This window comes from Roseovarius amoyensis (assembly GCF_003260265.1).
Taxonomy (GTDB): Bacteria; Pseudomonadota; Alphaproteobacteria; order Rhodobacterales; family Rhodobacteraceae; genus Roseovarius; species Roseovarius amoyensis.
This window is the reverse complement of record NZ_QITQ01000044.1, coordinates 1-11200: the sequence shown is the minus strand read 5'-3', so window position 1 is coordinate 11200 and position 11200 is coordinate 1. Positions and strand designations below refer to the sequence as shown.

The following is an 11200-nucleotide window of genomic DNA, read 5'->3' as shown; positions in this document are numbered from 1 at the left end:
GGGTCTTTTTGCGCCAGCTGACTTGGCTGATCTGCCGAACTTGCATGATCGTTGACGAGGAAATGGCACGTGACCGAAGAGTTCAAGTCGACAAACTGGCAGCCTGACGGCGATGTTCAGGGCGAACTAAGTACAGTGAATAGCTAAAGCAGTAACTTCGTTTCGGCTTCTTTCTGCAGAATAGTTATTCCGTTCGAATAGCTGTGAGCATTATCTTTTCTGATCCCGTGCCTTTGACACGATGACCGCTTTGAGCTGGGAGCCGCCGTTAGACAAATATTGCACGAACGGCAGCTCAGGGCCGTCTGCAGCCAATGCAACACCACCCACACTGACCTCAACGCAACAAAACCCGCCGAACGCGCCGGTCGGTAGGAACTGCCCATCACACCGCTCCGGATACGTTCCGAACCGGCCGGGTCAGCTGCCCCAGATCACCTTCACATAGTTCCGGGTTTCCTGGTAGGGCGGCACGCCGCCATAGCGTTCGACTGCGCCGGGGCCGGCGTTGTAGGCTGCCAGCGCCAGTCTCCATGACCGGAAGTTGCGGTATTGCTGCGCCAGATAGCGCGCCCCGCCTTCGAGGTTCTCATACGGGTCGTGCGGGTTCACCCCCAGCTTGGAGGCGGTTTCCGGCATCAGCTGCGCCAGCCCGATCGCGCCCTTGTGCGACTTGGCCGTCGGGTTCCAGCCCGATTCCTGTTGCACAAGACGCAGAAACAAATCCTGCGGCACCCCGTGGCGCATCGCCGCCGCGCGGGCCATGCTCAGGAACTGCCCCTTGTAGCGCCCGTCATAGGCCTTGGCCGACCCCCATTTCGTGGGGGTGACTATGCGCCCGGAATCCAGCGACACCGAGGCCCTGACCGCGCCGCGCGCGCGGCGGTCCAGCACCGAGGTCTGCGACCGAAAGGCGGCCTTCTTGCTGTTGCCGAAAAGGTCGGCCTGCGCCCCGGCCGGAACCGACAGCGCGGCACAAAGCAGCGTCATGGCAAAGATACGCATCTCTGTCCCTGTCCCCCAAGTATTGCGCCCGGGACTATACCCGTTTCCCAGCGAATTTCCAGTTCCCTGCCCCACATGACGGCAAAACCGGCAGATTCTCGTCATTGATCTAAAATTTTAAGCTTTTCTTCACCCCCCTGCGATGGTGTAAGCATGCGCAAAGTTCAAACACACGCAGGAGGGCGCGATGGCGGGCTCGGTCAACAAGGTCATCATCATCGGCAATCTGGGCCGCGACCCCGAGGTGCGCACGTTCCAGAACGGCGGCAAGGTGTGCAACCTGCGCATCGCCACCTCCGAGACGTGGAAAGACCGCAATACGGGCGAGCGGCGCGAACGCACCGAATGGCACAGCGTTGCGATCTTTTCCGAACCGCTGGTGCGGATCGCCGAACAGTATCTGCGCAAGGGATCGAAGGTCTATATCGAGGGCCAGCTTGAAACCCGCAAATGGCAGGACCAGTCCGGCCAGGACCGCTATTCAACCGAGGTGGTCTTGCGCCCCTACCGGGGCGAACTGACCCTGCTAGACAGCCGCGACAGCAGCGGCGGCGGCGGTGGCAGCTATGGTGGCGGCGCCGGATATGGCGGCGGTCAGGACAGCGCCCCGGCGCCCGACACCCAGGGCTCTGCCCCTGCCGCGGGACGCGATTACGACGACGAAATCCCGTTCTGATTGGCGGGCGGGGCTTTTCCTCTGGCTATTCGGGTCCGTGGGGGGTAAGCCCGCGCCTCAGCCCGAACAAGCCCGAGGACCCCACGACACATGGATCTGCGCAATATCGCCATCATCGCCCACGTCGATCATGGCAAGACCACGCTCGTTGACGAGCTTCTGAAACAGTCCGGCGCCTTTCGCACCGGCCAGGCCGTTGCCGAACGCGCGCTCGATTCGGGCGATCTGGAGCGCGAGCGCGGCATCACCATCCTGGCCAAGGCCACCTCGGTGGAATGGAAGGGCACGCGCGTCAACATCGTCGACACCCCCGGCCACGCCGATTTTGGCGGCGAGGTCGAGCGTATCCTCGGCATGGTCGATGGCGTGGTGCTGCTGGTGGACGCCGCCGAAGGGCCGATGCCGCAGACCAAGTTCGTCACGCAAAAGGCGCTGGCGCTGGGGCTGCGCCCGATTGTTGTGCTCAACAAGGTCGACAAGCCCGACGCCGAACCCGACCGCGCGCTGAACGAATGCTTTGACCTGTTTGTCGCGCTCGACGCCGACGACGACCAGCTTGATTTCCCGCACATGTACGCCAGCGGGCGGGCGGGCTGGGCCGATCATTCGCTCGACGGGCCGCGCCAGGACCTTTCGGCGCTGTTCAAGCTGATCGTCGATCACGTCCCCGCCCCGCGCCAGCTGGCGCGCGCGGACGAGGATTTTCGCATGCTGGCCACGACTCTGGGCGCCGATCCCTATCTTGGCCGCATCCTGACCGGGCGCGTCGAATCGGGCAGCCTGCGGGCCGGCGCCACGGTGCAGGCCCTCAGCCGTGCCGGGCAAAAGATCGAGCAGTTCCGCATCACCAAGATCCGCGCGTTCCGCGGCCTGCAATTCCAGGACATCGACGAGGCCCAGGCCGGCGACATCGTCACCCTGGCGGGGATGTCCAAGGCCACCGTCTCCGACACCATCTGCGCACTGGCGGTCGAAAAGCCGCTAGAGGCCCAGCCCATCGACCCGCCGACGATTTCCATCACCATCGGCATCAACGATTCGCCGCAGGCCGGACGCGACGGGTCAAAGGTGCAATCGCGGGTAATCCGCGAGCGGCTGATGCGCGAGGCAGAGCTGAACGTCGCCATCCGCGTGACCGACACCCCCGGCGGCGAGGCCTTTGAGGTGGCCGGCCGGGGCGAGCTGCAGATGGGCGTGCTAATCGAGAACATGCGCCGCGAGGGGTTCGAACTGTCGATCTCGCGCCCGCGCGTTCTGTTGCGTGAGGACGAAGACGGCAATACGCTGGAGCCCATCGAAGAAGTGGTCATCGACGTCGATGACGACCATTCCGGCGCGGTGATCGAAAAGCTGACCGGCCCGCGCAGGGGCGAACTGGCCGAGATGAAGCCGGCAGGCGCCGGCAAGACCCGGATCGTGGCCCATGTGCCGTCGCGCGGGCTGATCGGCTATCATGGCGAATTCCTGACCGACACCCGCGGTACCGGGGTGCTGAACCGGGTCTTTCACGGCTGGGCGCCGCACAAGGGGTCGATTCCCGGTCGCCGCGCCGGTGTGCTGATCTCGATGGAAACGGGCGCGGCCGTGGCCTATGCGCTGTGGAACCTCGAGGAACGCGGCCGCCTGTTCATCGGCCCGCAGGAAACCGTGTATCAGGGCATGATCATCGGCGAACACGCCCGCGAGAACGATCTCGAGGTCAACCCGCTGAAGGGCAAGAAGCTGACCAACGTGCGCGCCAGCGGCACCGACGAGGCGGTGCGCCTGACGCCGCCGGTCCGGATGAGCCTGGAAGCGGCGATTGCCTATATCGACGATGACGAGCTGCTCGAAGTCACGCCCAAGTCGCTGCGCCTGCGCAAACGCCATCTTGACCCGCACGAACGCAAGCGCGCGGCCAAGAGCCTCTGATACCGGGATGAGCCCAGGCGGGGCGCGCGCGCCCTGCCCCGGCCAAACACATTACTCGCTGGTTTCGACCACCAGAAGATCGCGTTCCGAGGCATTTCGCGCGTGGCTCAGCGCCTCCTGGTATTCGGGAGAGCGATAGCACGCCTCGGCCGCCTCCAGAGACGGGAATTTCGCCACCACGTTGCGCGGGCGGTCATTGCCTTCAAGCTGCACATAACGCCCGCCACGGGCGATGAAATAGCCGCCGTGCTTTTCGATGGCCGGGCCGGCCAGCTTGGCGTAACGCCCATAGGCCTCGTCGTCGGTCACGTTGACATGGGCGATCCAGAGTGCGGGCATGTTGGGGTCTCCTTCAGATGCCATCGACAACGACGATATCGCGCTCGCTGCTCGACAGGGCTATCGGCAGGATGCGGCGGTATTCGTCGGAATTGTACCAGTCCAGCGCGGTCTGGCGGTCGGGAAACTCGATCACGACATGGCGGTCGGGGCAGTTGCCCTCCAGCGCGGTCTGCTCGCCGCCCTTGACCAGGAAACGGCCGCCAAACCGTTCGGCCAGCGCCACCGTCTGGCTGGCATAGGCGACATATTCGTCGGGATCGGTCACGTCGATCCGGGCAATGATATAGGCGGGCATGGCGGGTCTCCTTATCCCGAAATCACCTGCTCGGCTGCCTCTATCGCGGACTGGGCGTTTTCCACGTCCTTGCCGCCGCCCTGGGCCATGTCGGGGCGGCCACCGCCGCCCTTGCCACCCAGATGCGGAACTGCCGCGCGCACCAGATCAACCGCCGAAACGCGATCGGTCAAGTCCGCGGTGACACCGGCGGCCACTGCCGCCTTGCCGCCCGCATCAGCGATCAGCAAGATCGCACCGGACCCCAGCCGCGCCTTCATCTCGTCGATGAGCGGCGGCAGATCCTTGCCCGAGACACCGTTCATCACCTCGGCCAGGAAGGGCACGCCGCCGATATCCTTTGGCTCGGCCCCGCCGGACGACTTGCCGCCGGCCCCGCCGGACATCGCCAGTTCGCGGCGCAGCTGCGCCACCTCGGCGGTCAGCACGCGGCGCTCCTGCAGCAGGGCGCGCACCCGGTCGAGCGCTTCGTCGGGGCGGGATTTCAGCTCTGTCGCGATCTGTGACAGCCGCTCTTCCTGCGTGCTCAGATAGTCGAACGCCGCCGCCCCGGTCAGCGCCTCGATCCGCCGCACGCCGGCACTTGATGCGCTTTCGCCGGTAACCACGAAGAGGCCGATATCGCCGGTGCGCCGCACATGGGTACCGCCGCAAAGCTCTATCGAATAGGTGTCGCCCTCGGCCCCCTTGCCAGAGCCCGGCGCCCGCCCCATCGACACGACGCGCACCTCGTCGCCGTATTTTTCCCCGAACAGGGCCGCGGCGCCGATGGCGCGGGCATCGTCGGGGGTCATGATCCGGGTCTCGACCGGCGCGTTTTCGCGGATATGGGCGTTCACCTCGGCCTCAATGCGGGCGATCTCGTCCGCCGTCACCGCCTTGGCATGGCTGAAGTCAAAGCGCAGCCTGTCAGGCGCGTTCAGGCTGCCCCGCTGGGCGACGTGATCCCCCAGCGCCCGGCGCAGCGCCTCGTTCAGCAGGTGGGTGGCCGAGTGGTTGGCGCGAATGGCGGTGCGGCGGGCATGGTCCACCTCCAGCCGGACGGCATCGCCCACCTGCAGGCGGCCCTGATCGACCGTCAGCAGATGCGCCGAAAGCCCGCCGGCGCGTTTCTGCACGTCGCTCACCTGCGCCTGAAAGCGCGGCTCGCCCTCGTGGTGCACCCCTTCGAGCGCGCGCACATGGCCATGATCAGCCACCTGGCCGCCGGCCTCAGCATAAAACGGCGTCTGGTTGAACACCACCCAGGCGGTGCCCCCTTCGCCCGTCAGCGCATCGACCTTCTGACCATCGATGACGATAGCCTGCACCACCCCCTCGGCGGTTTCGGTGTCGTAGCCCAGAAAATCGGTCGCGCCGACCTCTTCGGCGATGTCGAACCAGATGGTGGCATCGGCAGCCTCGCCCGAGCCGGACCAGGCGGCGCGTGCCTTGGCCTTCTGCTCGGCCATCGCGGCCTCGAACCCGTCGACATCGACCTCGCGGCCCTGCTCGCGCAGCGCGTCCTGCGTCAGGTCGAGCGGAAAGCCATAGGTGTCGTAGAGCTTGAACGCCGCCTCGCCCGGCAGTGGCTGGCCATCGCCCAAGCGGCCCAATTCGTCATCGAGCAGCCGCAGACCACGGTCAAGCGTCTGGCGAAAACGCGTCTCTTCCAGCCGCAGCGTTTCCTCGACCAGCGCCTGCGCGCGGCCCAGTTCCGGATAGGCCTGCCCCATCAGCCCCACCAGCCCCGGCACCAGCCGGTGCATCACCGGGTCCTGCGCGCCCAGCAGATGCGCGTGGCGCATCGCCCGGCGCATGATCCGGCGCAGGACATAGCCGCGCCCCTCGCTGCCCGGCATCACCCCGTCGGCAATCAGGAACGCGGTAGAGCGCAGGTGATCGGCGATCACCCGATGGTGCACGTTGCCCGGCCCGTCGGGTTCGCCGTCGGTCAGGTTGGCGCTCGCCTCGATCAGCGCGCGCATCAGGTCGGTGTCATAGTTGTCGTGCTTGCCCTGCAACAGCGCGCCGATCCGTTCCAGCCCCATGCCGGTGTCGATCGACTGCATGTCGAGCGCGCGCATGGAGCCATCCTCGAACCGCTCGTTCTGCATGAAGACGAGGTTCCATATCTCGATGAAACGGTCGCCGTCTTCGTCTGCGCTGCCCGGTGGGCCGCCCCAGATATGATCGCCGTGGTCATAGAATATTTCGGTGCAGGGGCCACAGGGGCCGGTCGCGCCCATCGACCAGAAATTGTCGTCGGTCTTGATGCGGATGATGCGCTCATCCGGCAGGCCGGCGTATTTCTTCCAGATATCCGCCGCCTCTTCATCGGTGTGGTAGACGGTGACCAGCAGGCGGTCGCGGTCGAGGCCGAAATCCTGCGTCAGCAGGTCCCACGCAAAGGGGATCGCCTGTTCCTTGAAATAATCGCCAAAACTGAAATTCCCCAGCATTTCAAAGAACGTATGATGCCGCGCGGTATAGCCGACATTGTCCAGGTCGTTGTGCTTGCCCCCGGCGCGTACGCATTTCTGCGCCGTCGCGGCGCGGGAATAGTCGCGGTGTTCGACCCCGGTAAAGAGGTTCTTGAACTGCACCATACCGGAGTTGGTGAACATCAGCGTGGGGTCGTTGCGCGGCACCAGCGGCGAGGACGGAACGATGCGGTGATCGTGGCGCGCGAAGAAATCAAGAAAGGTCGAGCGGATTTCGTTGAGGGTCGGCATCTGGGATCCGTTCCTGGGGCGTGAATGGCAGGCGTTCCGCTGATTTACCGGCGCGGTGGGCGCATGTCCACCGCCACAAACGCACAGATGCCGCCCGTAATGAAAAGGGCCCGCGCAGCATGCGCGGGCCCGGTGTTTTGCGGATGGGTCCGGTTCAGGCCTCCAGGATGTCGCCGCCGTCATCCTTGCCGCCGGGACCGGCGTCGAATTCCAGCCCGTGCGCGGCACGGATCTTGTCCTCGATATCCAGCGCGACGTCGGGGTTTTCCTTGAGGAAGGTCTTGGCGTTTTCGCGGCCCTGGCCGATGCGTTCGTCGCCATAGCTGAACCAGCTGCCGGATTTCTCGACCACGCCGGCCTTGACGCCGAGGTCAATCAATTCGCCGGTCTTGGAAATCCCTTCGCCATACATGATGTCGAATTCCACCTGCCGGAACGGCGGCGCCAGCTTGTTCTTGACCACCTTGACGCGGGTGGCGTTGCCGACCACCTCGTCGCGGTCCTTGATGGCGCCGATACGGCGGATATCCAGCCGGACAGAGCTGTAGAATTTCAGCGCGTTGCCGCCGGTGGTGGTTTCGGGGCTGCCGAACATGACGCCGATCTTCATGCGGATCTGGTTGATGAAGATCACCGTGCACTTGCTGCGGCTGATCGAGCCGGTCAGCTTGCGCATCGCCTGGCTCATCAGGCGGGCATGCACGCCGACGCTGCTGTCGCCCATGTCACCCTCAAGCTCGGCCTTGGGGGTGAGCGCGGCAACCGAGTCGATCACGATCATGCTGACCGCGCCAGAGCGCACCAGCGTATCGACGATCTCGAGCGACTGCTCGCCGGTGTCGGGCTGGCTGATCAGCAACTCGTCAAGATTGACGCCCAGCTTGCGGGCATAGATCGGGTCGAGCGCGTGCTCGGCGTCGACAAAGGCGCAGACACCGCCCTTTTTCTGTTCCTCGGCCACGCAATGTAGCGTCAGCGTGGTCTTGCCCGAGCTTTCTGGGCCATAGACCTCGACGATGCGGCCCTTGGGCACCCCGCCGATGCCGAGCGCAATATCGAGCCCGAGCGAGCCGGTCGATGTCGACTCGATCTCCTGCACCGGGTTATCCGCACCCAGCTTCATGATCGAGCCCTTGCCGAACTGCCGTTCGATCTGCGCCAGCGCGCTGTCGAGCGCCTTTTGCCGGTCCGCCTGTTTTCTGGAATCCATTGTCAAGAGATCTGCCGTTGCCATGCCGTTCGGTTCCTTATTTCATACCCTGCGCCGGGCGTCCATCGACGCTTTGTTCCCCTCTTGTTCCCTTATGGCGGCAAGAGTGGAACATTTCAAGAAAATTGTTCCGATCCTTACTTTTGCCGCGAAGGGTTAAAGAGTAGTTTACGCGCAAGAGACGGCAGCGGCAGGAAGCGGAGCGGGCAGAACATGCTTGTGTTTTCAAAGGAAAAACTGGTGTTCCTGTCGGTGCCGAAAACCGGCACCACAGCCTGGCAGGCGGCGCTGGAAAGCCACGCCAGCCTGATCCTGCGTGACCCGCCGGAACTGAAACACGCCCCTGTCTTTCGCTACAACCGCTTCTTTCGCCCGATGCTGGAACGGTTCCTGGGCGAGGGGCTGACAGTGCTGGCAGTGATGCGAGAGCCGATCGACTGGCTGGGCAGCTGGTATCGTTACCGGCAGCGGCCCGCGCTGGCCGGCCAGCCCACCGGCACGCACGAGATCAGCTTTGACGACTTCGTGCTGGCCTTCATGCGCGGCAAGCGGCCGGCATTCGCCAATGTCGGCTCTCAGGCCAAGTTCCTGGAACCGCAGCGAAACGGCACCGCGGTCACGCATCTGTTCCGCTACGAAGACCAGGACGGACTGCGCGATTTTCTGCAGGCGCGGCTGGGCGTCCGGGTGACGACAGAGCGGCTGAACGTCTCGCCCGGGGCGCGGCCGGCGCTGTCGAACGAGGTGGCGGAGCGGCTGCGGCGCAAATGCGCCGAGGAATTCACCCTCTATGACAGCATCGGCGAACAGGGCACCTATCGCCCCCTGCCCCCAGCGCCAAAGCCCTGACTGCCCGGCCCCACCCCTCGCGGTATCGGGTCCCCTCAGCCCGGCAGCTTTTCCTGCACCGTGTCGGTCAGCTCGCGCAGCGAAAACGGCTTGGGCAGAAAGGTGGCACCGTCCATCCCGTCGGGGGCGTTGTCGAATTGCTCGGGCGCATAGCCCGACATGAATACCACCGGCGTTCCCGGCCGCTGCTTGAGCGCCTCACGCACCCAGCTGGGGCCGTCCATGCCCGGCATGATCACGTCGGTGACAAAGATATCGACCGTGATCGCCTTGTCTTCCAGTACCTCCAGCGCCTCTTCGGCCGAGGCCGCCTCGAGCACCGAAAACCCGCGCATTTTCAGCGCCCGGCTGGCAAAGGCCCGCACCGGCGCTTCGTCCTCGACCAGCAGCACGACGCCGTCGCTGCGGCGGCGGGCGGGGGCCGGCGGGGCGGCTCGGGCCGGTGGGTGCACGCCCGCCCCCTCGTCATGGGACGGCAGCAGCATCCTAAAGCGCGTGCCCTCGCCCGGGGTGCTGTCGGCAAAGATGAAGCCGCCGGTCTGCTTGAGAATGCCATAGACGGTCGACAGCCCCAGCCCTGTGCCCTCGCCCGGGCGCTTGGTGGTAAAGAACGGCTCGAACACCTTGGACAGATGGCCCGGCAGGATGCCATCCCCCTCGTCCGTGACGGTCATTTCGACATAGCGGCCGGGCGCCACCACCGCGCGGTCGCGGCGCAGGGGCTCGCGCAGCAGGCGGTTGGCGGTGGCAATGCGGATTTCGCCCCCCCGGGGCATGGCGTCGCGCGCGTTGACCACCAGGTTGACCAGCACCTGTTCCAGCTTGCGGGGGTCGGCCCGAACCGACCACAGGCCGGGATCGTGACCGAGCGACAACGTCACCTTTTCGCCCACCAGCCGGTTGAGCAGATGCGTCAGATCAAGCAGCATTTCGCGCAGATCCATCACCTCCGGCCGCAGGGTCTGTTTGCGAGAATAGGCCAGTAACTGGCTGACCAGCGCCGCCGCGCGGTTGGTGTTCTGGCTGATCTGCATCAGGTCGGCATATTCGGCATCGTCCTGGCCGTGGCGCAGCAACAGCAGGTCGCAATGCCCTGAAATCGCGGTCAGCAGGTTGTTGAAATCATGCGCCACGCCGCCGGCAAGCTGGCCGATCGCCTGCATTTTCTGGCTTTGGGCGAACTGCGCCTCGAGTGATTTCAACTGCGTCGCGTCCTGCAGCACCGCGATCAGCACCTGCTCGCCATTGTCGCGCGCCGGGGTCAGCGCCACCTTGACGAAGGTGTCGCAATCGTCGCGCCTGAGCGGCACGATCTCGGCCTTGACGGTGCCTCGGCCGGCGGCGGCATCGTCCAGCCAGTCGGCCAGCGGCCGGCCCGGCCCCTCGATCAGGTCGCACAGGCGCCGCCCCTCGCCGCTGCCGATGCCCAGCAGCGCGCGCGCGGGCGGGTTCGACAGCAGGATGCGCCCGTCGCGGGCCAGTTTCAACAGCGGTACCGGCAGCGCCGAAAAGAGCGCCCAGCCATCCGCCAGATCGCCCGCCGCCGGATCGGCGGGAAAGAGAAACAGATCGCGCCCGCCATCGTCGCGCGGCCATGTCGCCATCAGGCAAGGCAGCCGCCCACGAGGCGTTTCGACCCCGACGACCTGGCCCGACACGACGGCCCCGCACAGGTCCGGGGGAATCGGCGCCTTGTCCGCCCAGCCGAAATACCCGCGTGCGGCGGGGTTGGCCGCCAGCACGGTATCGTCCGCGCCCAGCCGCAACACCGGCACCGCCAGGTCGGGCGCGGCGGCGGGCGGGTCGGAATGACCGTCAATGCGCCACAGGCACAGCCCCGCCCCCGCGCGGTGAACGCACAGCACCTGCCGCACGTCGCCGCCCGGCAATACACGCCGAGCGCTGCCCCGGGTCCGCGCAATGCGGGCCATGTCATGCAGAACCGCCGGCGCATTGGCGATTTCGCCCTCAAGCAGGACGGTCAGCGAGACCTCGCCCCCGGCGCCAAAGGCCGTGCGCGCGGCATCGTTATAGCGAGTTGCGATCTTTACGATTCAGGATTTCCATGAAGCTTGATCTGTGATTCTCTGTCTGCAGGGCAGATATGGGGGTTTGAGATGGGTAAACCGCATCCTATGGCACTTCGGGAGCGCGTTGTCGCTTTTGTGGAGGAAGGGCATTCACACCGGGCTGCTGCC

Annotated in this window: 9 protein-coding genes; 3 read left to right on the top strand and 6 right to left on the bottom strand. The window is 65.4% G+C overall.

Features of this window, described 5'->3' with window-relative positions; all coding sequences use genetic code 11:
- Positions 1–420 precede the first annotated feature (420 nt).
- Positions 421–1005 carry a lytic transglycosylase domain-containing protein gene (locus DL899_RS18300; RefSeq protein ID WP_111735777.1) on the bottom strand — a complete coding sequence of 195 codons (585 nt, stop codon included), beginning with the start codon at positions 1003–1005 and terminating at the stop codon, positions 421–423.
- Positions 1006–1192: 187 nt separating this feature from the next.
- Here DL899_RS18300 and ssb point away from each other — a divergent pair, with 187 nt between their 5' ends.
- Complete coding sequence (ssb, locus tag DL899_RS18295) at positions 1193–1681, top strand: single-stranded DNA-binding protein (RefSeq protein ID WP_111735776.1); 489 nt, start codon at positions 1193–1195, stop codon at positions 1679–1681.
- Positions 1682–1771: 90 nt separating this feature from the next.
- Complete coding sequence (typA, locus tag DL899_RS18290) at positions 1772–3592, top strand: translational GTPase TypA (protein ID WP_111735775.1); 1821 nt, start codon at positions 1772–1774, stop codon at positions 3590–3592.
- Between the two features lie 51 nt (positions 3593–3643).
- Here typA and DL899_RS18285 read toward each other — a convergent pair whose 3' ends face one another.
- The 4 genes from DL899_RS18285 to recA all read right to left on the bottom strand — a co-directional run bounded on the left by DL899_RS18285 (position 3644) and on the right by recA (position 8177).
- A complete protein-coding gene (locus DL899_RS18285) occupies positions 3644–3931 on the bottom strand; it encodes a DUF1330 domain-containing protein (RefSeq protein ID WP_111735774.1) in 288 nt (95 codons plus the stop codon).
- Positions 3932–3944: 13 nt separating this feature from the next.
- Complete coding sequence (locus DL899_RS18280) at positions 3945–4229, bottom strand: DUF1330 domain-containing protein (protein ID WP_111735773.1); 285 nt, start codon at positions 4227–4229, stop codon at positions 3945–3947.
- 11 nt (positions 4230–4240) lie between these two features.
- Positions 4241–6943: an alanine--tRNA ligase gene (alaS, locus tag DL899_RS18275; protein ID WP_111735772.1), complete on the bottom strand. Its 2703-nt coding sequence runs from the start codon at positions 6941–6943 to the stop codon at positions 4241–4243.
- A 154-nt stretch (positions 6944–7097) separates the two neighbouring features.
- Complete coding sequence (gene recA / locus DL899_RS18270) at positions 7098–8177, bottom strand: recombinase RecA (RefSeq protein WP_111735771.1); 1080 nt, start codon at positions 8175–8177, stop codon at positions 7098–7100.
- Positions 8178–8366: 189 nt separating this feature from the next.
- Between recA and DL899_RS18265 the strand changes: the two genes are divergently transcribed.
- On the top strand, positions 8367–9002 hold the full coding sequence (locus DL899_RS18265) for a gamma-glutamyl kinase (RefSeq protein ID WP_111735770.1): 636 nt from the start codon (positions 8367–8369) through the stop codon (positions 9000–9002).
- Positions 9003–9037: 35 nt separating this feature from the next.
- Here the strand turns inward: DL899_RS18265 and DL899_RS18260 are convergent, their stop codons facing one another.
- A complete protein-coding gene (locus DL899_RS18260) occupies positions 9038–10933 on the bottom strand; it encodes an ATP-binding response regulator (protein ID WP_111735769.1) in 1896 nt (631 codons plus the stop codon).
- Positions 10934–11200: the final 267 nt, after the last annotated feature.

Bases quoted from the DNA above. Each gene is read 5' to 3' on its own strand.
- DL899_RS18265 (WP_111735770.1), top strand. From the start codon at position 8,367: ATGCTTGTGTTTTCAAAGGAAAAACTGGTGTTCCTGTCGGTGCCGAAA.
- recA (WP_111735771.1), bottom strand. From the start codon at position 8,177: ATGGCAACGGCAGATCTCTTGACAATGGATTCCAGAAAACAGGCGGAC.
- typA (WP_111735775.1), top strand. From the start codon at position 1,772: ATGGATCTGCGCAATATCGCCATCATCGCCCACGTCGATCATGGCAAG.
- alaS (WP_111735772.1), bottom strand. From the start codon at position 6,943: ATGCCGACCCTCAACGAAATCCGCTCGACCTTTCTTGATTTCTTCGCG.
- DL899_RS18260 (WP_111735769.1), bottom strand. From the start codon at position 10,933: ATGGCCCGCATTGCGCGGACCCGGGGCAGCGCTCGGCGTGTATTGCCG.
- DL899_RS18285 (WP_111735774.1), bottom strand. From the start codon at position 3,931: ATGCCCGCACTCTGGATCGCCCATGTCAACGTGACCGACGACGAGGCC.
- ssb (WP_111735776.1), top strand. From the start codon at position 1,193: ATGGCGGGCTCGGTCAACAAGGTCATCATCATCGGCAATCTGGGCCGC.
- DL899_RS18300 (WP_111735777.1), bottom strand. From the start codon at position 1,005: ATGCGTATCTTTGCCATGACGCTGCTTTGTGCCGCGCTGTCGGTTCCG.
- DL899_RS18280 (WP_111735773.1), bottom strand. From the start codon at position 4,229: ATGCCCGCCTATATCATTGCCCGGATCGACGTGACCGATCCCGACGAA.